Below are 20,694 nucleotides of genomic sequence, written 5' to 3'. Positions count from 1 at the left end.
CGCGGCGGCCCCCCCCCCCCGCCCCCCCCGGGGGCGCGCGCGGCGCCGCGGGGCGGGGGGGGGGGGGGGGGGGGCCCCCCCCCCCCCCCCCCCGGGCGGGATCAGGCCTGGCCGACCTCGAACCGCGCGAAGCGGGTCACGGTCACGCCTGCCTCGTCCAGCAGGGCCTTGACGGTCTTCTTGTTGTCCTGCACCGACGGCTGGTCGAGCAGCACGTTCTCCTTGAAGAAGCCGTTCAGACGACCCTCGATGATCTTCGGGAGGGCCTGCTCCGGCTTGTTCTCGGCGCGCGCGGTCTCCTCGGCGATGCGGCGCTCGTTGGCCACCACGTCCTCGGGGACGTCGTCGCGGCTGAGATAGGTGGCCTTCAGGGCCGCCACCTGCATCGCGGCGTTGCGCGCGGCGTCCTCGTCGGAGCCGGTGTACTCGACCAGCACGCCCACGGCCGGCGGGAGGTCCGCGGCGCGGCGGTGCAGGTAGGTGGTCACCTGGCCGTCGAAGACGACGACGCGGCGCAGCTCCAGCTTCTCACCGATCTTGACGGCGAGGTCCTGCACGGCCTCACCGATGGTCTTGTCGCCCAGCGGGGCGGCCTTGACCGTCTCCAGGTCGGAGGAGTTCGCGGCCTTCGCGGCCTCGACGACCTTGTCCGCCAGCGCGATGAACTCGTCGTTCTTGGCGACGAAGTCCGTCTCGCTGTTCAGCTCGATCATCGCACCGCCGGCGGCGACGACCAGGCCCTCGGCGGCGGAGCGCTCGGCGCGCTTGCCGATGTCCTTGGCACCCTTGATGCGCAGGACCTCCACGGCCTTGTCGAAGTCCCCGTCGGTCTCGGTGAGGGCCTTCTTGCAGTCCATCATGCCGGCGCCGGTCAGGTCACGGAGACGCTTGACGTCGGCCGCAGTGTAGTTCGCCATCGTGCGGGTCCGTCCTTTTTCGGAATGTGTGCACAGCGGAAGATCAGCGGCGGCAGCGGAGGCAGCACGTGCGTCCGCGGCCGCTCGCGACGCGAATGGGCGGCGGGTCGTGCTCGACGCCCGCCGCCGCTGGGCCCCGAGCCGCGGTGCGGCCGGGGGACCCGATGATCGTGCCGGTCACCGCTGGGGTGACCGGCACGGTCGGAATCAGGACTGGGCGGGCTCGTCGGCCTTCGCCGCACCCTCACCGGAACCGGTGGTCAGCAGCTGCTGCTCCCACTCCGGCAGCGGCTCCTCGCCGGCCGGCTGGGGCTTCTCCTCGCCCTCGGCAACGCCGTTGCCGCGGCCGCTGCGGGCCATCAGACCGGCGGCGACACCGTCGGCCACCACGCGGGTCAGCAGCGCGGCGGAGCGGATCGCGTCGTCGTTGCCCGGGATCGGGTAGTCGACCTCGTCCGGGTCGCAGTTGGTGTCCAGGATCGCGACGACCGGGATGTTCAGCTTGCGAGCCTCGCCGACGGCGATGTGCTCCTTCTTCGTGTCCACGATCCAGACGGCGCTGGGGATCTTGGACATGTCGCGGATGCCGCCGAGGGTCTTTTCCAGCTTGTCCTTCTCGCGGGTCAGCATCAAGATTTCCTTCTTGGTGCGCCCCTCGAAGCCGCCGGTCTGCTCCATCGCCTCCAGCTCCTTGAGCCGCTGGAGACGGCGGTGCACCGTCTGGAAGTTCGTGAGCATGCCGCCCAGCCAGCGCTGGTTCACGTAGGGCATGCCGACGCGCAGCGACTGCTCCGCGATCGCTTCCTGCGCCTGCTTCTTGGTGCCGACGAACAGGATCGTCCCGCCGTGGGCGACCGTCTGCTTGACGAAGTCGTACGCCGCATCGATGTACGACAGCGTCTGCTGCAGGTCGATGATGTAGATGCCGTTGCGCTCGGTGAAGATGTAGCGCTTCATCTTCGGGTTCCAGCGCCGGGTCTGGTGCCCGAAGTGCACGCCGCTGTCGAGCAGCTGCTTCATGGTGACGACGGCCATGGCCTTGTTCGCACCTCTTGTGTCGGGGGGGCCCCCCCGGGGGGGGGGGGGGGGGGGGGGGGGGGGGGGCGGGGGGGGGGGGCGCGGGGGGGGGCCCGGGGGGGGGGCCCCCCCCCCCCCGCGCGCGCCCCCCGGCGGGTGGTGGCCCCCCCGGCCCTGGGCCTGGCCCCCCCGGGGGGGGGGGGCCCCCCCCCGGGGGGGGCCCCGGGTTTCGGTTCTCGCGGCGGGCCGGGTGACCTGCCGCCCTGGTGCCCGCGTTCGATGCCCCCGCCCTGGCCTCGACGGCCGGGACCTCGGAGGCACCGCTGCCGCGCCGGACCGACGAACCGCATCCCCCGCCGCTCGGTGGCGTCCCGCCCGGGCCCGCCGGGCGGCTCGACGCCGTGCGGCGCCGACATCGACGCCACCGGGCACAGCCGTCGGGCGTCGTGGGAGAGCTGGAGTTGTCGGTTCCCCGAACCGGTCGTTGCTCCGGGATCGGGTTTCCGGCGGCGACGCGCGGACACGCGAAGTCGGATCGTGCGCACACGAAACCGCCGTCACAGTGTACTCGACCGGCAAAGACCCCCCGGGCGCGGTCACGAGTTGTCCACAGGGCGCCGGTCCATCCACAGATTCCCGGATCGCCCCTGTCGGCGGCGGGCGGCGCGGGCCACGGTGGAACCATGCTCCCGCTCCCCCGCACACCCGGCTCCCGCGCTGGTGGGCGGCCCGGCCACCGCCCGTCACCACCCCGACCGCCAAGCGGGTCCCCGCTCGGGCCGATCGCCGCGCTGGCGCTGTCGGCGCTGCTGCCGGTCGCGGTGCTGCCCGGGGCCGCGCCGGTCTCCGCCTCGACGCCCAGGACCGCCACGGCCGGGCTCGGGATGGAGGGGGCCACGGCCGAGCGATCCGCGGCGCCCACCGGTGGCCACGGCTTCCGCCTGCCGCTGCCCGGTTCGGCGGTGTCGCGGCCGTTCCAGGCGCCGACCACCGCCTACGGCCCCGGCCACCGCGGCGTGGACCTGCCCGGGACACCCGGGGCGGTGGTGCTCGCCGCCGGCCCCGGCGTAGTGCGCTTCGCCGGACTCGTCGCGGGCCGGCCGCTGGTGTCGGTCGAGCACGCGGGCGGGTTGCGCACCACCTACGAACCGGTCCGCGCCTCGGTCGAGCGCGGTGACCGGGTCGGTGCTGGCACGCCGCTCGGCCTGCTCGAACCCGGCCATCCCGGTTGTTCGGCCGCGGCCTGCCTGCACTGGGGTGCTCGCCGGGGCGAGCGCTACCAGGACCCGATGCTCCTGCTCGGCGGCGGCGCGGTCCGGTTGCTGCCGTGGTCCGGCGAACCGCGCCCGTCCGCCGAGCTCACCCCTGCGGTTCGGTGAGCTTGCTCCGCAGCCGCAGGACCGCGCGGGTGTGCAGCTGGCAGACCCGGGACTCGGTCACGCCGAGGACCTTGCCTATCTCGGCGAGGGTCAGGTTCTCGAAGTAGTAGAGCGTCACCACGACCCGGTCGCGGTCGCTGAGCCGCTCCACCGCCTCGGCGAGCTGCCTGCGGCTGTCCCGATCCACCAGGGCGGCCACCGGGTCCTCGGCGCGGTCGTCGGGCAGCGTCTCGGCCAGCGAGGCGGTGCCGCCCCAGCCGACGCTGATCAGGTCGTCGAGGGCGACGACGCTGGTCATCTGCAGCTGCGCGAACAGCTCGTGCAGCTCGTCGGCGGACACGTCGAGTTCGTCGGCCAGCTCGACGTCGGTGGCGTGCCGCTGCAGCTTCGCTTCGAGCCGTTCCAACGCCCGTTCGAGGTCGCGGGCCCGGCTGCGGACCGAACGCGGCACCCAGTCCTGCGCGCGCAGGTCGTCCAGGATGGCGCCCCGGATCCGCTGCATCGCGTAGGTCTCGAACTTCAGGCCGCGTTCCGGCTCGAACTTCTCGATCGCGTCGACCAGGCCGAATATTCCGGACTGCACCAGGTCGGAAACCTCGACGTGCGAGGGCAGCCCGGTACCGACCCGGCCCGCGACGTACTTGACCAGCGGCGCGTAGTGCAGCACCAAGCGGTCGCGCAGCCCCTGGTCGCGGTGTTCGCCGAAGGCCTGCCACAGCGCGACGATGCCGGCTTCGACCTCGTCGGCGCTGCGCTGGTCGTCCGGCACCAAGTACGGCAGGCGCGCGGAGACCGGGGGCTTCGCCGCGTCAGCCTCTTGGTCGCCCCTGGATCGGGTGGCGCGCTCCGGCTGCGCGGCGGCCCGCTCGGAAGCGGCCGCGCCCTCGGGCTGCCGGCTGCCGTTGACCTTCGCGCCGTTGGTCGCGGAGCTCGTGCCACGGCCGTTTCGGCTGCGCTGCGCGGTCGGCTCGCCGGGGAGGTTCGCCCTCGACGACGTCGATCTCGATGTCGCTTCCGTGGCCACGGTGCGGGCACCGCCCCCGGCGTCGTCAGGAACGGGGGTGGGTTCGGTCATGAATCGCCTTCAGCCGGTCGACGGTCACGTGGGTGTAAAGCTGGGTCGTTGCGAGCGTAGCGTGACCAAGCAACTCCTGAACGCTACGGAGGTCTGCTCCTCCTTCGAGCAGATGGGTCGCAGCCGAATGCCGCAGGCCGTGCGGTCCGAGGTCGGCCGCGCCCGGCACGGCCTGCACCGCGTCGTGCACGACCCGGCGGGCCATGCGCTGGTCCAGCCTGCCGCCGCGCGCGCCGAGGAAGACGGCGGGCCCGGACCGGTCGGTGCGCAGCGCGGGCCGTCCCGCCGACAGCCACCGTTCCAGTGCCGCATCGGCCGGTACGCCGAACGGCACCGCCCGTTCCCGCTTGCCCTTGCCCAGCACCCTCAGCAGCCTGCGCTCGCGATCGATGTCATCGAGATCGAGACCGCACAGCTCCGCGACTCTGACGCCGGTCGCGTAGAGCAGTTCCAGCAGCGCGTGGTCGCGCAGCGCGACCGGGTCGCCCTGCTCCGCGCCCGAGGCGGAAGCCGCCATCGCGGAATCGGCCTGGTCGGCGCGCAGCACCGCGGGCAGCGAGCGGTGCTTGCCGGGCGCGGCCAGCCGCGGTCCCGGGTCGGCGGCGAGCAGGCCGGTGCGGTGCGCCCAGGCGGTGAAGGTCCGCACCGACGCCGCCCGGCGGGCCAGCGTCGCCCGGCTGATGCCCTGGGCGTGCTGCCCGGCGAGCCAGGACCGCAGCGCGGGCAGGGTCACCGCGTGCAGACCGGCACCGGGACCCGCGTGCGCGGCGACGTCGGCCAGCAACGAGGACACGTCTCCGAGGTAGGCCCGCACGGTGTGCTCCGAGAGTCCGCGCTCCGCGGCGAGGTGCCGCTGGAACCCGTCCGCGGCCCCGCCCAGCTCCGCCGGCAACGCCGCCCGAGCCGCCCGGAGGTCGGTTCTCGCGGTCGCGCCGGACCGTGTGCGTTCCATATCGCAAACGCTCGCCCCTGGACGGGGCCCGGTCAAGGGGGCCACGCCGTGAACGCGATCCCATCGCTGCTTGCTCCCGGTCGCGGGCCGTTCACCCGCCCGCCGCGATCCAGCCGCCCTCCTTCCGCTCGACCAGTCCGGCCAGTTCCAGCTCCGGCAGCAGCGCGCGCACCGTGCGCACCGGCAGTCCGCATTCGCGCGCGAGCCGCCCGGAATCGGCGCCGTTGCAAGCAACGATCGCATCGTGCAGTCGGCGTGCCCGTGGTTCCAGCGCGTCGGTGGGACGGTCCGCGGCCACCGGATCCACCGGTGGCGCCGCACCCAACGGATTGATCATTTCGAGCACCTGGGCCGTCGAGGTCACCAGCACCGCCTTCCCCGCCCGGACCATGTCGTGGCACCCCACCGAACTCGCCGAGGTGACCGGACCCGGTACCGCCATCAGCGGCAACCCCAGCGCATCAGTGGTGTTGGCGGTGTTGCCCGCACCGCTGCGCGCGCCCGCCTCCACGACCACGGTGCCGTGCCCGCACGCGGCGATCAGCCGGTTGCGCACCAGGAAGCGGTGCCGCCGAGGCGTCGTTCCCGGGGCGTACTCGGTCGCCACCAGCCCCTGCGCCGCGATCGCCCGCAGCAACCGCCCGTGCCCGGCCGGGTAGTCGACGTCGATGCCGCAGGCCAGGAAGGCGACGGTGGTACCGCCCGCCGCCAACGCGCCCCGGTGCGCCGCCCCGTCGATCCCGTAGGCCGCGCCGGAGACCACCGCGACCCCGGACGCGGCGAGGCCGTGGCCCAACTCCGCCGCCAGGTGTTCGCCGTACCCGGTCGCCGCTCGGGCGCCGACCACGGCCACCGAGGACGCCGACGCCGGGCCGAGTTCCGCCCGGCCCCGCACCCACAGCGCCAGCGGCGCGGCCAGGCCCGGCACCCCGACTTCGGCAGCCCCGGCCAGCAGCGCGAACCGCTCCGCAGGCCAGTCCGGGTCCTCCGGGACCAGCAGCCGGGCTCCGCTGCTCCGGGTGGCGGCCAGGAGCCCGGCCCCCGAGACGTGTTCCCGGCGGGCCTCCACCTCGTCGGCCACCGCCGCCGGAGCGACACCGCGGTGGACCAGTTCGGCGACCCGGACGGGCCCGTGCTCGGCAACGCACCCGGCGAGCGCCGGAGCCGGCGGTTCCGCCACCGCCGCGAGGTACGCGCGGGCCGCGCGGAGCCGCTCGTCCCGCGCCGTACCGGTCATCGCGCACCCCGCTCTCCACGGGACGCCGCCACGTGCGCGGAGACCTCGCACGATGCCCATCCGTTCAGCACTGTCCGCACCACTTGCACCGGGGCGTTCATGCCGGCCTCCGTTCCCGGAACGCCAGCGCCGCGGCCACGTGCTCGGCCTCGGGCCGCTCCCGCCCGTCCAGATCGGCCAGCGTCCACGCCACCCGCAGGCAGCGGTCGGCGCCGCGCGCGGTCACCGCGCCCGCGTCCAGCCCGCGGTCCAGCAGCGCGGTCACCTTCCCAGGCAGGCCGAACTCGCGGCGCAGCACCGGACCCGGAACCTCGCCGTTGGTCCGCCACCCGCGCTCCGACCACCGCTCGGCGGCGACTTCTCGCGCCCGGGCCACCCTCGCCCGGACCACCTCGGACGACTCCGGTGGCTCGCCGCCGCGCATGGTCATCGCGGTGACCGGACGCATGTCCACCCGCAGGTCGACCCGGTCCAGCAACGGCCCGGAGAGCTTGCCGAAGTAGCGTCGCCTGGCCTGCGGCGCGCAGTGGCAGTCGGCATCGCGCGCCGGAGCGCACGGGCACGGGTTCGTGGCCAGCACGAGCTGGAACCGCGCCGGGTACCGCAGCGTGCCGTCCCGCCGGGACAACCGGACCTCGCCCTCTTCCAGCGCGGTGCGCAGCGCTTCGAGCCGCTGCGGCCCGAACTCGCAGGCCTCGTCCAAGAACAGCGTGCCGCGGTGCGCCCTGCTGACCGCTCCGGGTCGCGCGAGTCCCGATCCGCCGCCGATCAGCCCGGGCACCGAAGTCGAGTGGTGGGGGGGCACGAACGGCGGCGCCGACACCAGCGGAGCACCACCGCGGAGCTCACCGGCGACCGAGTGGATCGCGGTGACCTCCAGCGCCTCCTGCCGGGTCAGGTCCGGCAGCAGACCGCCCAACCGCCGCGCCAGCATCGTCTTGCCGGTGCCCGGCGGCCCGACCAGCAGCAGGTGGTGCCCGCCCGCCGCGGCCACCTCCAGCGCCCACCGCGCCTCCGGCTGCCCCAGCACGTCCACCAGGTCTTCCGCCTCGACGGCCTGCCCAGCGGGCGGCTCGGCAGGGCGGTCCGCGAGTTCCGCCTGGCCGCGCAGCCAGCCGATGACCTCACCGAGGTCGTGCGCGCCGAGCACCTCCAGCCCGTCCACCAGCTGCCCTTCGGCCAGGCCCTCCACCGGCACCACGGCCCGCCGCACGCCTTCCCGCCGAGCCGCCAGCAGCGCGGGCAGCAGTCCCCGCACCGATCGGATCCGGCCGTCCAGCGCCAGTTCGCCGAACAGCACCGTTCCCTCCAGCAACCGCGGGGGAACCTGTTCGGCCCCGGCCAGGACCGCGCAGGCCAGGGCCAGGTCGTACGAGGTCCCCGCCTTCGGCAGCGCGGCCGGGGAGAGCGCCAGCGTCACGCAGCTCTGCGGCCAGTCCTCCCGGGAGTTCTGCACCGCGGCACGCACCCGGTTCTTCGCCTCCTGCAGCGCCGTGTCCGGCAGTCCGAGCAGCTGCACGTTCGGCAGCCCGCCCCGGCGCACGTCCGCTTCGATCTCGACCAGCCGGCCGTCCACGCCGAACAGCGCGACCGCCCAGGTCCGCCGCAGCGCCATTCAGAACACCCCCGGCAGGTGGTCGAGGGTGATCGGGCCCTTCGGCGGCCACAGGATGGAGATGACGTCGAACCGCACCCGGCAGCCGACGAGCCGCCGCTCCGCGAGCCACGCCCGCGCCAGCTCCCGCAGCCGGCGGATCTTGTTCGGCCCGATCGCGTTCAGCGGTGCCCCGTAGTCGATGCCGGAGCGGGTCTTGACCTCGCAGAACACCACGAGGTCGCCGTCGGTGCCGATGATGTCGAGCTCGCCCCGCGCGGTCCGCCAGTTCCGCGCGAGCACCGAAACACCGAGCCGCTCCAGGTGTTCGGCCGCGAGCCGTTCGCCCGCTCGCCCCAACGCGTGCGTTCCGCGTTCGGAGAAGTCGGAGAGCGCGCCGCGCAACGGCCGGTAGTCGAGCGTTCGCACCGCCATGATGTCCTCCCGGGCTGGAGTGGAATCCCGGAGCGGATCTCCGGGCTCCATTCCAAACTGCCCCGGCCGGATCGCACCCACCAGACCCGAATGGGAAATCTGTGGATGGATCGACGACCTGTGGACAACTCGAGCGGGAACGGGCTACGGGCACCCGTCCGGGAAACGCAGAACGGGTGACCACCCGCAGGTGATCACCCATTCCACCGACATCCGTTCCGGGCGCCCCTCCGCCCGCTGCCGCTCAGCTCCCGCCGAACGGCCCGTTCTCCGGCAACCGGAGGTCCGGCTTGTCCAGCTCCTCCACGTTGACGTCCTTGAACGTGATCACCCGGACGTTCTTCACGAACCGCGCGGGCCGGTACATGTCCCACACCCACGCATCCGACATGGACACCTCGAAGTAGACCTCGGAATCGGAGTTCCGGACCTGCACGTCCACCGCGTTGGCCAGGTAGAAGCGCCGTTCGGTCTCCACGACATAGGTGAACTGCCCGACGATGTCGCGGTACTCCTTGTAGAGCTGAAGCTCCATCTCGGTCTCGTACTTTTCGAGATCCTCGGCGCTCATCGCAGTGCGAGCCCTTCCCCGTCGTTCGTCCTACGTTCTCCCATTGTCCACCACTTCCCCCTCAGAAGCATCGAACAGACCGGGTTTGCTGATGATCGCGCGCGGCGAACGCATCCCGTGCAACCGCGCCGCGGCGACCACGTTCGAGTAGGACCAGCGGTGCTCCGCGCACGGCCCGTGCGCGCGCATGCTCGCGGTGTGGTCCGCGGTGCAGTAGCCCTTGTGCGCGGCGAACCCGTACCTCGGCCACCGTTCGTGCAGGTCGCGCATGATGTGGTCCCGGGTGACCTTCGCCAGCACCGAGGCGGCCGCCACGCACGCGGCGACCAGGTCCCCTTTGAGCACCGCGACGCTCGGTGCCCCCAGGCCTTGCACCTTGAAGCCGTCGGTGAGCACGTACCCGGGGTGCACCGGCAGCCGCGCCACCGCGCGGCGCATGCCCTCCAGGTTCGCCACGTGGATGCCGAGCGCGTCCACGTCCTCCGCGTCGATGACCACCGTCGAGTGCGCTTCCGCGCGTCGCAGGATCACCTCGTGGAGCCGCTCCCGCTCGGCCTCGGTCAGCACCTTGGAGTCGGTGAGCCCTTCGAACCGCCGCGCGTCCCCCGGGCGGAGGACGCAGGACGCGACCACGAGCGGACCCGCGCAGGCACCGCGCCCCGCTTCGTCGACCCCGGCGACCGGCCCCAGACCGCTGCGGTCCACGGCGATCTGCAGCGCCCAGTTCCCGCTGCTGCGGCGGATCACCGGCCGCGGCGGGCGCCACCCCGCCCCGGCGACCGCGAGCCGTGCACCCACCGTCAGTGCCGCTCCTGGCGGCGCTGCCGGACTGCGGCGGAGAACTTGCGCCCCACCCACAGCACGGGGAAGGCGGCGGCGAAGCCGATCCCCGCGGGAAGCCCCGCCTGCCAGGCGGGCGCGCCGAGCGCGTCGGCCTGCGGATCGGTCTCCTCGATGCTCTGCCAGCGCTGCGGCGGCAGCACGATCACCTGGGCCTTGCCGATCACGTTGTCCACCGGCACCGCACCGTTGACGCCGCCACCGCCCTGGATGCGGGAGTCGCTGGAGTCGTTGCGGTTGTCGCCCTGCACCCACAGGTAGCCCTGGGGAACGGTGACCGGCGAGAACTCCTTCTGCACGTTGCCGCGGCCCGGCTCCCAGTAGATGTAGGGCTCGTTGAGCGGCTTGCCGTCCACCAGCATGCGGTTCTGGTCGTCGCAGCACTCGACGGTCTGCCCGCCGGTAGCGATGACCCGCTTGACGAAGTCCTTCTCGTCGGGCGAGCCGAAGCCGACCAGCGACATGGCGCTCTGCATGAAGCCGACCACCGGGTTCGAGGGCTCCTCGACCGTGAAGTCGTTCTGGCCCCACGTCTCCGGGCCGCGGAAGACCACGACGTCGCCCGGATCGGGGTCGGTGAACCGGTAGGAGATCTTGTCCACCAGCACCCGGTCGTTCTGGCAGCCGTCGCAGCCGTGCAGCGTCTGCTCCATCGACTGGGAGGGGATCACGTAGACCCGGGCCAGGAAGGCTTGGATCAGGATCGTCAGCACCAGCGCGGTCACGACCAGGATCGGCAGCTCACGCCAGAACGATCCCTTCCGCTCGCGCGAACGACCGCCCCGCGAGCGGCGGCCTCCCCCTTCGGCGTGTTCGGCAGCCGCGCCTTCGCGAGGCTCTTCTTCTGGTCCGGTAGAGCGCATGACGTCGGCCACGCGGCCAGGCTACTGGAACCGCGGAGCACCCCGGCGGAGTCCCCCTGCCCTCCCGCACGCGCGGCCGCCGCGCGCATCCCGGCCGTGACGTGCGGATTCCCCCGCCGCGGACGGTCGGTGCCGGGCCGGCGCGGACGGAGCCGGGGTGTGATGCGCCACGGCCCACCGACTCGTTCACCTGATCGTGGATCAACGGAATCGCCTGCAGGGCAACAAAAAGGACGACCCCGATGCACGAAGCACCCGGGTCGTCCGAAGTCACCCGCCGATGGCGGGAGTTCCGCGTCAGGAAGCGGCGATCGGCTCCCGCTTCTCCTTGATCTTGGCGGCCTTGCCGCGGAGCTCGCGCAGGTAGTACAGCTTCGCGCGACGGACCTGGCCGCGGGTGGCGACCTCGATCTTGGAGATGTTGGGGGTGTGCACCGGGAAGGTGCGCTCCACGCCGACACCGAAGGAGATCTTGCGGACGGTGAAGGTCTCGCGGACGCCCGCGCCCTGGCGGCGGATCACGACGCCCTGGAAGACCTGGTTCCGCTCGCGCGAACCCTCGATGACGCGGACGTAGACCTTCAGCGTGTCGCCAGGCCGGAAGGCCGGAATGTCGGAACGCAGCGACTGGGCGTCCAGAGCGTCCAGGGTGTTCATCGGTGGTCCGTCCTCATCCGTGTCGTAGGCACCCGTGCATTCGCGGATCGTGGCCCGGACTTAACCGCGGCCGCCGCCTGACACGGGGTTGGCTTGCGATGTGCGCGCCGAGACGGAACCCGGCTGCGGCAACCCGTCAAGTGTGCCAGACGCGCAGGCAGGCGCCGCAACCGACCCCGGACAACGGCATCCGGGAGCACCGGCGCGGTCAGTCCGGGGCGTCCGCCCCGTCCTCGGCGCGCAGCGCGTCCAGCCGGGCGCGGTCCTTCTTGTCCAGCGCCTCGGCGGGCAACCGCTCCAGCAGGTCGGGACGCCGGCGGTAGGTCCGGTCCAGCGCCCGGTCCCGGCGCCAGCGGGCGATGGCGGCGTGGTTCCCGGAGCGCAGCACGTCCGGGACGGGCCGCTCCCGCCACACCTCCGGCCGGGTGTAGCTGGGGCCTTCGAGGAGGCCGTCGGAGAACGAGTCCTGCTCCGCGGAGGCCGGGTTGCCCAGCACGCCCGGCAGCAGCCGCGCCACCGCCTCGACCATGGTCAGGGTGGCGACCTCGCCGCCGACGAGCACGTAGTCGCCGATGGAGACCTCCTCCACCGGCATCCGCGACGCCGCCTCGTCGACCACCCGCTGGTCGATCCCCTCGTAACGGCCGCAGGCGAACACCAGCCACGGTTCCGCCGACCAGCGGACGGCGGTGCGCTGGGTGAACGGCCGGCCGGCCGGGGTGGGCACGATCAGCCGGGGCGGCTGCGGCCCGGAGCCGCACACCTCGTCGAGGGCCTCGCCCCACACGTCGGGCTTCATCACCATGCCCGGGCCGCCGCCGTACGGGCTGTCGTCCACCGCGCGGTGGACGTCGTGGGTCCAGTCGCGCAGGTCGTGGACGCCGACGGAGATCTTCTCCCGCTCGATCGCCTTGCCCAGCAGCGCGGCGCGCAGCGGAGCCAGGTATTCGGGGAAGATCGTGACGACGTCGATGCGCAACGGGTGTTCCTTCGAGCGGGGAGTTCCGGCGCGGAGCCGGGAAGAGGGGCGACGAGTCAGTCGTCGCCGAGCAGGCCCTCGGGCGGGTCGACGACGACGCGCCCGGCCGCGAGGTCGACCGCGGGCACGATGGCGGCGACGAACGGGACGAGCCGTTCCACGTCGTCCGCGGTGCGCACCGACAGCAGCTCGCCGCCGGGCGTGTGCAGCACTTCGCGCACCACGCCTACCTCGTCGCCGGTCGGCAGCACCACCCGCAGACCTTCCAGCTGGTGGTCGTGGAACTCGTCCGGGTCGTCGGTCGGCGCGAGCTCGTCGGTGCGCACGGTCAGCGTGACACCGCGCAGCCGCTCGGCCTCGTCCATGCCGTCCACCGACTCGAAGCGCACCAGCAGGGGCCCGGCGTGGGGCCGGGCGGCTGTCACGGTGAGCGTGTCCGGTCCGGGCTTGCCGCGCCGCTGGACGCCGAGCACCGCGCCCGGCGCGAACCGCAGTTCAGGGCTGTCGGTGCGCACGTCCACGACGACTTCGCCGCGCACGCCGTGCGTCTTCACGACTCTGCCCACGGCCAGCTCCGGACCGGTCATGCCGTCCTCATCGATCTGTGTCGACCACGTCGACCCGGATGCCGCGCCCGCCGATCCCGGAGATCACGGTGCGCAGCGAGGTCGCCGTGCGGCCACCACGGCCGATGACCTTGCCCAGGTCGTCCGGGTTCACGTGGACTTCCAGGGTGCGGCCCCGCCGGGTGGTGAGGAGTTGGACGCGGACGTCGTCGGGGTTGTCGACGATGCCGCGCACCAGGTGTTCGAGCGCGTCCGCGAGGACCGTCACGCCTGGCCGTCCTCGGACTTCTGCTCCTCAGCGGCCTCCGCCTCGGCCTTCTTGCCGCCCTTCTTCTTGGGCGTGGTGGCCTCGGCGACGGTGTCCTCACCGGCAGCGGCGAGAGCAGCGGCGAACAGCTCTTCCTTGCTCTGCTTCGGCTCGGCGACCTTCAGGGTGCCCTCGGCGCCCGGCAGGCCCTTGTGCTTCTGCCAGTCACCGGTGACCTCGAGGATGGCCTGAACCGGCTCGGTCGGCTGCGCACCGACGCTCAGCCAGTGCTGCGCGCGCTCGGAGTCGACGATGATGCGGCTCGGGTTCTCCATCGGGTGGTACTGACCGATGGTCTCGATCGCCCGGCCGTTGCGACGGGTGCGCGAGTCGGCGACGACGATGCGGTAGTGCGGCTCCCGGATCTTACCGATGCGGGCCAGCTTGATCTTCACAGCCACGGGTGCTGGTGCTCCTCAGACTCTCGTTCGTGCTCGGGTGAGCGAACCAAGCCGTGTGGGGAAATACGGAGTGGATGGCTCATACGTCGATGGCCGCGGACGGTGAGAGGGACCGACTCGCAGCGAACAGGCGCCTATTCTGCCAGATGGCCGGTCGCGCCCCGCAGCAGGTCCCGCTCAGGACGCCGGGACGACCCCGAGGGAGATCAGCAGCAGGCCCAGCGCGGGCAGGAAGTTGTTCACCTGGTGGGCGACCACGCTCGCGGTGAGCCTGCCGGTGCGCATCCGCGCCACCCCGATCGGGATCGCGATGATGAGCAGCAGCCAGGTGCGCTCCGGTTCCAGGTGCCCGATGGCGAACACGGCGGTGCTGAGCACGAACGCGCTGATCCGGCTCCAGCGCAGCCGTTCCATGGCGCCCCACAGCAGTCCGCGGTAGAGGACCTCCTCGCACACCGGGGCGATCAGCCACACGTGCAGGAAGATCAGCACCGCCAGCGACGGGGACAGCTGCACCCCGTCGAGCAGGCTGCTGACCGTGGAGGTCGCGTTCTCCGGCCCCACCCAGTTGATCCAGACCATCGAGGCGACGGTGGTGCTGAGCAGCCCGATCAGGCCGATGCCGAAGCCGGTCTTGACGTCCTCCCAGCGCCAGTGCAGCCCGAAGTCCAGCCGCGGGCCGTTGCCGCGCACCTGGGTGATGACCACGGCGACGGCCGCGGAGACCAGCGTCGGCAGCATCAGCATGCACACCAGAGCGGTCGAGAACCACGCGCTCTCGCGCGGGTTCCCGAACAGCGCCGCCAGCGTCACCGAGGCGAGGATGAACACGGCCTCCGCCAGGAAGAACGCGCCGAAGCCCCAGCGGTGGTCGCGTTCGGCCGACGGGGTGGGGATCTTGGTGGCCGTTCCGGTCCCCCCGTCCGCGGCGGAAGCGCCTTCGGCGGGCTCGGGCTGCGGTACCTGCACGGGCGCCTCCGTCTCGAGCGAGCGGCGTTCCGGGACGCGCTCGCCCGGATATCCCGCCGCTCGGCCGTGGGTTCTCTCCAGCACGCCGAGGTTCCGGCGGAATCGCCAGATTACCTTCGTCTTTCACCGCCCCACATCCGCTTTCGGACGCGGTGGACCGTCGATCAGGTGACGACGGCGCCTCGCAGCACGATGCGGCTGGGATGGCGCAGGGCGCCCAGGTCCGTGCGCGGATCGGTGTCGTAGCAGACCAGGTCGGCCACCGCGCCGTGCTCCAGGCCGCCGTGGCCGAGCCATTCGCGGGCGGCCCAGGAAGCGGCGCCCAGCGCCTGCTCGGCGGACATGCCGATGCGGTGCAGCGCGCGGATTTCGTCGACGAGCACGCCGTGCTCGATGCCGCCGCCCGCGTCGGTACCCGCGTACACCGGGACACCCGCCTCGACCGCCTTGGCCACGGTCGCGTCGCCGCGCTCGTAGAGCGCGGTCATGTGGCTCGCGTAGTCCGGGTACTTCGTGGCGGCCGCGGCGAACGACGGGAAGTTCTCGATGTTCACCAGCGTCGGCACCAGCGCGGTGCCGTGCCGGGCCATCAGCTCGACGGTGTCGTCGGTGAGTCCGGTGCCGTGCTCGATGCAGTCGATGCCCGCGTTGAGCAGGCCGGGCAGCGCGTCCTCGCCGAACACGTGCGCGGTGACGCGGGCGCCGTGCGCGTGCGCGACGGCGATCGCCTCGGCCAGCACGTCCTCGCTCCACAGCGGGGTGAGGTCCCCGGCGGCGCGGTCGATCCAGTCGCCGACGAGCTTCACCCAGCCGTCGCCGTAGGCCGCCTGCTCGGCGACCGCGGCGGGCAGCTGGGACTCGTGCTCCAGCTGGTCGGCGAGGTACGGGATGTAGCGCTTCGGCTTCGCCAGGTGCCTGCCCGCGCGGATGATCCGCGGCAGGTCGGCGCGTTCCTGCAGCGGCCGGGTGTCGATCGGCGCGCCGCAGTCGCGGATGAGCAGGGTGCCCGCGTCCCGGTCGGTCTCGGCCTGCTGCGCGGCGACCTCCAGGTCGACCGGGCCGTTCGGGCCGATGCCGACGTGGCAGTGCGCGTCGACGAGCCCGGGCAGCACGTACCCGCCGTCGAGCGCGGTGGTCGCGCCGGGCAGCGGCGTGCGGCTGATCAGGCCGTCGCCGATCCACAGCTCACCGGCTTCGCCCTCGGGCAGCAGCACGCCGCGCAGGTGCAGCGGCGCGGTCATTTCTTCTTCTTGCCGCCGAAGTTCAGCTTGGACGGGTCGAACCCGGCCGGGAGCTCGTTGAGCCCGCCCTGCAGCTGGGACGTGTCCGGGCCCGCCCCGGGCATCCCGCCGGGGAGTCCGCCCGGGGGCAGTCCGGGGAACCCGCCGGGCATGCCGCGCATGCCCTTCGGCGGGGTCGGCCCCTTGGCCTTGCCCTTGCGGTTCTTGCCCTTGCCCTTCTTGCCCTTCTTGCCGCCCCCGCCGCCGAAGCCGCCGAACTGGCCGGCCATCTGCTGCATCATCTTGCGGGCCTCGAAGAAGCGGTTCACCAGGTCGTTGATGTCGCTGACGGTGACGCCGGAACCCTTGGCGATGCGCTGCCGCCGGGACGCGTTGATGATCTTCGGGTCGGAGCGCTCGGCGGGCGTCATGCCGTGGATGATCGCCTGCACCCGGTCCAGGTGCTTCTCGTCGAAGTTGGCGAGCTGGTCCTTCATCTGGTTCGCGCCCGGGAGCATGCCCAGCAGGTTCTGCAGCGGGCCCATCCGGCGGACCGCCTGCATCTGCTCCAGGAAGTCCTCCAGGGTGAGCTGCCCGGAGCCGAGCTTCTGCGCCGCCTGCTCGGCCTGGTCGGCGTCGAACGCCTGCTCGGCCTGCTCGATGAGGGTGAGCATGTCGCCCATGCCCAGGATCCGGCTCGCCATCCGGTCCGGGTGGAAGACGTCGAAGTCCTCCAGCTTCTCCCCGTTGGAGGCGAACATGATCGGCTGGCCGGTCACGTGCCGCACCGACAGCGCGGCACCACCGCGGGCGTCGCCGTCGAGCTTGGTGAGCACCACGCCGGAGAAGCCGACGCCGTCCCGGAAGGCCTCCGCGGTGGACACCGCGTCCTGGCCGATCATGGCGTCGACCACGAACAGGATCTCGTCCGGCTGGACGGCGTCCCGGATGTCCGCGGCCTGGCGCATCATCTCCTCGTCCACGCCGAGGCGGCCCGCGGTGTCGACGATGACCACGTCGTGCTGCGCGCGCTTCGCCTCGTCGAGGCTGCGCCGCGCCACGTCCACCGGGTCACCGGTGCCGTTGCCCGGTTCCGGGGCGAACACCGGCACGCCGGCGCGTTCGCCGACGACCTGGAGCTGGGTGACCGCGTTGGGGCGCTGCAGGTCGCAGGCCACCAGCATCGGGGTGTGCCCCTGGCCGGAGAGCCACTTGGCGAGCTTCCCGGACAGGGTCGTCTTGCCCGAGCCCTGGAGCCCGGCGAGCAGGATCACCGTGGGCGGGTTCTTGGCGTGCTCCAGCCTGCGGGTCTCGCCGCCGAGGATGCCGACGAGCTCCTCGTTGACGATCTTGACGACCTGCTGGGCCGGGTTGAGCGCACCGGAGACCTCGGCACCCTTCGCGCGGTCCTTGACACCCGCGATGAACGCGCGGACCACCGGCAGCGCCACGTCCGCTTCCAGCAGGGCGATGCGGATCTCGCGCGCCGTGGCGTCGATGTCGGCGTCCGAGAGCCGGCCCTTGCCGCGCAGGTTCTGCAGAACCGAGGTGAGCCGGTCGCTAAGGGTGTCGAACACGGGTTCTCGCCGCTCCTGAGTCGAATGATGTACCTGAGGGTCGAGGGTAACCGCACCCGGAATCGCCGGAGGCGACCGCCGGGCGGGTGCCCGCGTCCGAGCGGCGGGCGCGGGGCGGACGAGCGGGCGGCGCGGCCTCCAGGGGAGACCGCGCCGCCCTCGTCATCAGGTGCGGTCGCGGCTGGGGCGCTTGCCGTAGCCGCCGCCGGGCCGGCCGCCCTGCTGCGGTGCCCGCGGGCCGCCCTTGCGGTGCGGGCGCGGCTTGTCCCGGCCGGGACGCGGACCGCGGCGGGCCAGCACCTCGCCGTCGGCCCGGCTGATCCGCAGGCCGCGGCCGGCGACCTGGGTCTTGCTGAGCTTGCGCAGCATGTCCTCGGGCAGGTTCGCGGGCAGTTCGATGAGCGTGTGCTCGGCCCGGATGTCGATGTGCCCGATGTGCTTGCTGTGCAGGCCGCCCTCGTTGGCCAGCGCGCCGACCAGGGCGCTCGGCGTGACGCGGTTCCGGCGGCCGACCTCGACCCGGTAAGTGTCGGTGTCGGTACCGGCGGGCTCGAAGCCGCCGTCGCGGTGACCGCGGCGGTTGTCCTGCGGTTCCGGTTCGAGCAGCAGCGGGCGGTCGCCCTGCACCATGCCGGCCAGCGCGGCGGCGATCTCCGCCGCGGGCACGTCGTGGGTGCGCTCGTACTCCTGCACGAGGTTGTGGAACAGCTCCAGACCGCCCTTCTCCAGGGTGTCGGTGATCCCCTGGGCGAAGCGGGCGAGGCGCTGGTCGTTCACGTCGTCCACGCTGGGCAGGTCCATCTGCTCGATGGACTGCCGGGTGGCCTTCTCGATGGAGCGCAGCATGTGCCGCTCGCGCGGGGAGACGAACAGGATCGCCTCGCCGCTGCGCCCGGCCCGGCCGGTGCGGCCGATGCGGTGCACGTACGACTCGCTGTCGTGCGGGATGTCGTAGTTCAGCACGTGCGAGATGCGCTCCACGTCGAGCCCGCGGGCCGCGACGTCGGTGGCCACCAGGATGTCGATCCGGCCCTCGCGCAGGTGCCCGATGGTCCGCTCGCGCTGCGCCTGCGGCACGTCACCGTTGATCGCGGCGGCGTTGAAGCCGCGCGCCTTGAGCTTCTCGGCGAGCTCCTCGGTGATCTGCTTGGTGCGGGCGAACACGATCATCGCGTCGAAGGTCTGCACTTCGAGGATGCGGGTCAGCGCGTCCAGCTTGTACGGGCCGCGCACCGGCACGTACTTCTGCGTGATGTTGGTGGCCGTGGAGGTCTTGGTCTTGACCGAGATCTCCACCGGCTCGCGCAGGTACGACTGGCTGATCTTGCGGATCGCGCCGGGCATCGTCGCGGAGAACAGCGCGACCTGCCGCTGCGCCGGCACCGACTGCAGGATGCGCTCGACGTCCTCGATGAAGCCCATCCGCAGCATCTCGTCGGCCTCGTCGAGCACCAGGTGCTTGAGGTTGCGCAGGTTCAGCGACCCCTTGTCCAGGTGGTCGATGAGCCGGCCCGGGGTGCCGACGACGACGTGCGCGCCACGCTTGAGCCCGGCCAGCTGCGGGCCGTAGCTCTGGCCGCCGTAGATCGGCAGCACGTTGAAGCCCGGCAGGTGCTTGGCGTAGCGCTGGAACGCCTCGGCGACCTGGATGGCCAGCTCGCGGGTCGGGGCCAGCACCAGGGCCTGCGGGCCGGGCGCGTCGAGGTCGAGGTTGGTGAGGATCGGCAGCGCGAACGCGGCCGTCTTGCCGGTGCCGGTCTGTGCCAGGCCCATCACGTCGCGGCCTTCCAGCAGCGGCGGGATGGTCTGCTCCTGGATCGGCGAGGGCGTCTCGTAGCCGAGCTCGACGAGGACCTTGCGGACCAGCGGGTCGAGCGCGAGAGCGTCGAAGCCGGTGGGGGCCTGCTCGGCGGCGGGCTGCTCCTCGACGGCAGCCTGCTCAGCGGCGGGCTGCTCGACCGGAGCCTGCTCGGCGGTGGCCGTCTCCGACGCCTGCTCGGCCAGCGCGGATTCGACGGACTCGACGGCGGCGGTGACCGCCTGCTCGCCGTTGAAGTCGGCGGCGGGCAGCTCGGAGCTCGCGTCGCCGGTCAAGAGCACACCGGAAACTGCTTGATCGATTTGGGGCATGGGTGTAGCGGATCTCCTCGGTAGTGGTCGCCAGGGCTGAACCGGAATGCGTCACGGCCCTGCACCGACGTCCACTGCACGCGGCGATCGCAACAGTCAGGTCCGAACACAGCTCCGCCGTCGCCGTCTCCAAGGGCGGGCGGTGCTGCTCGCGCATGTCAAGCCGCGCACACCTGGCACGCACACGCACTGTTGCCAGTCACTCGCAGCTCGCTGTCTCAGCCAGACGCGGCGGAATCTGCCCCCGCGTCGTCGTCCAGGGTAGCGATCATCTGTTCGGGCGGGCGAACCCACCCGTGCTATCGGGACGAATCTCACCTCGCCGCCAGGTCAGCGGGGGCCGAGCAGGCGCAGCCCACCGGTCACGTCGGCGCGCGTGTAGAGGTGCACCTCCTGCCAGCCGCGCGGCGCGCGTCCGGACAGCAGCGCCCGATGCATCCGGTGCGCCCGGTGCACGTGCAGCTGGAACGCGTGGCCCCGGATGAGCCTGCCGCGGGCGTGCTGCCCGGCCAACGCCTCCTCCGGCCCGACGTGCAGCCACACCAGGATCCGCCGCCGCCCGCTGAGCAGCGCGAACAGCACCAGCATCAGCCGGGTGGTGGCGCGGGTGGAGGGTTCGTGCGCGACGACGCGGCCGCGGGAGCGCAGGCAGTACCAGGCGATGCGCGAGCGGTGCACCGCGTGCACCAGCGGCCGGTACCAGCGGTACGGGACGGCGTCGGGCAGCAGCGCCTTGAGGCGGGCCCGGACCTGCTCGGAGTCCAGCACCACCGTGCCCGGCGGTGCGACCAGCTTGTGCAGCACGGTGCTCTTGCCCGCGCCGGGCAGCCCGGCCAGGACGACGAGCGCGCGGCGAGGGGCGCGCAGGGCGGGGGCTGGGCCGCCGTCCACGGCGGACTCGTCCGAAATGTCCACGACGTCCCCAGGCTACGCGAAACGGATCCGTCGCCGAGCGCGCGGGCGGACGCGAGAATCCGGGGTGGCCCCACCCCTCGTGCGGGCCACCCC

At 72.7% G+C, this 20,694-nt stretch carries 21 protein-coding genes; 1 reads left to right on the top strand and 20 read right to left on the bottom strand.

What is annotated here, in order from left to right; translation table 11 throughout:
• Positions 1-101: 101 nt before the first annotated feature.
• Together tsf and rpsB are read right to left on the bottom strand one after the other, a co-directional pair.
• The gene (gene tsf / locus LCD33_RS12530; RefSeq protein ID WP_224960005.1) at positions 102-917 is read right to left on the bottom strand and encodes a translation elongation factor Ts; all 816 of its coding nucleotides are present in this window, start codon (positions 915-917) and stop codon (positions 102-104) included.
• A 207-nt stretch (positions 918-1,124) separates the two neighbouring features.
• Positions 1,125-1,952: a 30S ribosomal protein S2 gene (gene rpsB / locus LCD33_RS12525; RefSeq protein ID WP_224960004.1), complete on the bottom strand. Its 828-nt coding sequence runs from the start codon at positions 1,950-1,952 to the stop codon at positions 1,125-1,127.
• A 665-nt stretch (positions 1,953-2,617) separates the two neighbouring features.
• On the opposite strand from rpsB, the gene LCD33_RS12520 reads away from it, so the two are divergent.
• On the top strand, positions 2,618-3,313 hold the full coding sequence (locus tag LCD33_RS12520; protein WP_224959999.1) for a M23 family metallopeptidase: 696 nt from the start codon (positions 2,618-2,620) through the stop codon (positions 3,311-3,313).
• Here the strand turns inward: LCD33_RS12520 and whiG are convergent.
• The 18 genes from whiG to LCD33_RS12430 all read right to left on the bottom strand — a co-directional run bounded on the left by whiG (position 3,294) and on the right by LCD33_RS12430 (position 20,601).
• The gene (gene whiG / locus LCD33_RS12515) at positions 3,294-4,388 is read right to left on the bottom strand and encodes an RNA polymerase sigma factor WhiG (protein WP_224959996.1); all 1,095 of its coding nucleotides are present in this window, start codon (positions 4,386-4,388) and stop codon (positions 3,294-3,296) included. The genes LCD33_RS12520 and whiG overlap by 20 nt on opposite strands.
• Positions 4,363-5,340: a tyrosine recombinase XerC gene (locus LCD33_RS12510; RefSeq protein WP_224977875.1), complete on the bottom strand. Its 978-nt coding sequence runs from the start codon at positions 5,338-5,340 to the stop codon at positions 4,363-4,365. Before LCD33_RS12510 ends, whiG begins: the two co-directional genes overlap by 26 nt.
• 91 nt (positions 5,341-5,431) lie before the next feature.
• Positions 5,432-6,577 carry a DNA-processing protein DprA gene (locus LCD33_RS12505; RefSeq protein WP_224959992.1) on the bottom strand — a complete coding sequence of 382 codons (1,146 nt, stop codon included), beginning with the start codon at positions 6,575-6,577 and terminating at the stop codon, positions 5,432-5,434.
• Positions 6,578-6,674: 97 nt separating this feature from the next.
• On the bottom strand, positions 6,675-8,192 hold the full coding sequence (locus tag LCD33_RS12500) for a YifB family Mg chelatase-like AAA ATPase (protein WP_224977874.1): 1,518 nt from the start codon (positions 8,190-8,192) through the stop codon (positions 6,675-6,677).
• The gene (locus tag LCD33_RS12495; RefSeq protein WP_224959988.1) at positions 8,193-8,606 is read right to left on the bottom strand and encodes a YraN family protein; all 414 of its coding nucleotides are present in this window, start codon (positions 8,604-8,606) and stop codon (positions 8,193-8,195) included.
• 244 nt (positions 8,607-8,850) lie between these two features.
• The gene (locus tag LCD33_RS12490; protein ID WP_224959986.1) at positions 8,851-9,177 is read right to left on the bottom strand and encodes a DUF2469 domain-containing protein; all 327 of its coding nucleotides are present in this window, start codon (positions 9,175-9,177) and stop codon (positions 8,851-8,853) included.
• Positions 9,178-9,207: 30 nt separating this feature from the next.
• The gene (locus tag LCD33_RS12485) at positions 9,208-9,975 is read right to left on the bottom strand and encodes a ribonuclease HII (RefSeq protein ID WP_224977873.1); all 768 of its coding nucleotides are present in this window, start codon (positions 9,973-9,975) and stop codon (positions 9,208-9,210) included.
• A gap of 2 nt (positions 9,976-9,977) precedes the next feature.
• Positions 9,978-10,880, bottom strand: a complete 903-nt coding sequence (gene lepB, locus LCD33_RS12480) for a signal peptidase I (RefSeq protein WP_255615700.1) — start codon at positions 10,878-10,880, stop codon at positions 9,978-9,980.
• A 297-nt stretch (positions 10,881-11,177) separates the two neighbouring features.
• Complete coding sequence (rplS, locus tag LCD33_RS12475; protein WP_224959983.1) at positions 11,178-11,537, bottom strand: 50S ribosomal protein L19; 360 nt, start codon at positions 11,535-11,537, stop codon at positions 11,178-11,180.
• Between the two features lie 208 nt (positions 11,538-11,745).
• Positions 11,746-12,516 carry a tRNA (guanosine(37)-N1)-methyltransferase TrmD gene (trmD, locus tag LCD33_RS12470; protein WP_224977872.1) on the bottom strand — a complete coding sequence of 257 codons (771 nt, stop codon included), beginning with the start codon at positions 12,514-12,516 and terminating at the stop codon, positions 11,746-11,748.
• Between the two features lie 56 nt (positions 12,517-12,572).
• Entirely contained in the window at positions 12,573-13,103 is a 531-nt protein-coding gene (rimM, locus tag LCD33_RS12465) for a ribosome maturation factor RimM (RefSeq protein WP_224977871.1), read from the bottom strand.
• Positions 13,104-13,110: 7 nt separating this feature from the next.
• Positions 13,111-13,350, bottom strand: a complete 240-nt coding sequence (locus tag LCD33_RS12460) for an RNA-binding protein (protein WP_184481725.1) — start codon at positions 13,348-13,350, stop codon at positions 13,111-13,113.
• Positions 13,347-13,790, bottom strand: coding sequence for a 30S ribosomal protein S16 (gene rpsP, locus LCD33_RS12455; RefSeq protein WP_224959979.1), 444 nt, complete (start codon positions 13,788-13,790; stop codon positions 13,347-13,349). The genes LCD33_RS12460 and rpsP overlap by 4 nt, the downstream gene beginning before the upstream one ends.
• A gap of 177 nt (positions 13,791-13,967) precedes the next feature.
• Complete coding sequence (locus tag LCD33_RS12450) at positions 13,968-14,759, bottom strand: type II CAAX endopeptidase family protein (protein ID WP_308011269.1); 792 nt, start codon at positions 14,757-14,759, stop codon at positions 13,968-13,970.
• Positions 14,760-14,923: 164 nt separating this feature from the next.
• Positions 14,924-16,000 (bottom strand): amidohydrolase family protein, encoded by a 1,077-nt coding sequence (locus LCD33_RS12445; protein ID WP_224959978.1) that lies wholly within the window; start codon positions 15,998-16,000, stop codon positions 14,924-14,926.
• Positions 15,997-17,556: a signal recognition particle protein gene (ffh, locus tag LCD33_RS12440; RefSeq protein ID WP_224959977.1), complete on the bottom strand. Its 1,560-nt coding sequence runs from the start codon at positions 17,554-17,556 to the stop codon at positions 15,997-15,999. The genes LCD33_RS12445 and ffh overlap by 4 nt, the downstream gene beginning before the upstream one ends.
• 165 nt (positions 17,557-17,721) lie before the next feature.
• On the bottom strand, positions 17,722-19,656 hold the full coding sequence (locus LCD33_RS12435) for a DEAD/DEAH box helicase (protein WP_224959976.1): 1,935 nt from the start codon (positions 19,654-19,656) through the stop codon (positions 17,722-17,724).
• Positions 19,657-20,016: 360 nt separating this feature from the next.
• Entirely contained in the window at positions 20,017-20,601 is a 585-nt protein-coding gene (locus LCD33_RS12430) for an AAA family ATPase (RefSeq protein WP_308011268.1), read from the bottom strand.
• Between the last annotated feature and the right edge of the window lie 93 nt (positions 20,602-20,694).

It is taken from the genome of Saccharopolyspora sp. 7B (assembly GCF_020177435.1).
GTDB lineage: Bacteria > Actinomycetota > Actinomycetes > Mycobacteriales > Pseudonocardiaceae > Saccharopolyspora_C > Saccharopolyspora_C gregorii.
This window is presented reverse-complemented; position numbering and strand designations above follow the sequence as displayed.

Bases quoted from the DNA above. Each gene is read 5' to 3' on its own strand.
- rplS (WP_224959983.1), bottom strand. From the start codon at position 11,537: ATGAACACCCTGGACGCTCTGGACGCCCAGTCGCTGCGTTCCGACATT.
- LCD33_RS12500 (WP_224977874.1), bottom strand. From the start codon at position 8,192: ATGGCGCTGCGGCGGACCTGGGCGGTCGCGCTGTTCGGCGTGGACGGC.
- LCD33_RS12510 (WP_224977875.1), bottom strand. From the start codon at position 5,340: ATGGAACGCACACGGTCCGGCGCGACCGCGAGAACCGACCTCCGGGCG.
- whiG (WP_224959996.1), bottom strand. From the start codon at position 4,388: ATGACCGAACCCACCCCCGTTCCTGACGACGCCGGGGGCGGTGCCCGC.
- LCD33_RS12495 (WP_224959988.1), bottom strand. From the start codon at position 8,606: ATGGCGGTGCGAACGCTCGACTACCGGCCGTTGCGCGGCGCGCTCTCC.
- LCD33_RS12520 (WP_224959999.1), top strand. From the start codon at position 2,618: ATGCTCCCGCTCCCCCGCACACCCGGCTCCCGCGCTGGTGGGCGGCCC.
- LCD33_RS12445 (WP_224959978.1), bottom strand. From the start codon at position 16,000: ATGACCGCGCCGCTGCACCTGCGCGGCGTGCTGCTGCCCGAGGGCGAA.
- rpsB (WP_224960004.1), bottom strand. From the start codon at position 1,952: ATGGCCGTCGTCACCATGAAGCAGCTGCTCGACAGCGGCGTGCACTTC.
- LCD33_RS12505 (WP_224959992.1), bottom strand. From the start codon at position 6,577: ATGACCGGTACGGCGCGGGACGAGCGGCTCCGCGCGGCCCGCGCGTAC.
- LCD33_RS12490 (WP_224959986.1), bottom strand. From the start codon at position 9,177: ATGAGCGCCGAGGATCTCGAAAAGTACGAGACCGAGATGGAGCTTCAG.
- rimM (WP_224977871.1), bottom strand. From the start codon at position 13,103: ATGACCGGTCCGGAGCTGGCCGTGGGCAGAGTCGTGAAGACGCACGGC.
- tsf (WP_224960005.1), bottom strand. From the start codon at position 917: ATGGCGAACTACACTGCGGCCGACGTCAAGCGTCTCCGTGACCTGACC.
- lepB (WP_255615700.1), bottom strand. From the start codon at position 10,880: ATGCGCTCTACCGGACCAGAAGAAGAGCCTCGCGAAGGCGCGGCTGCC.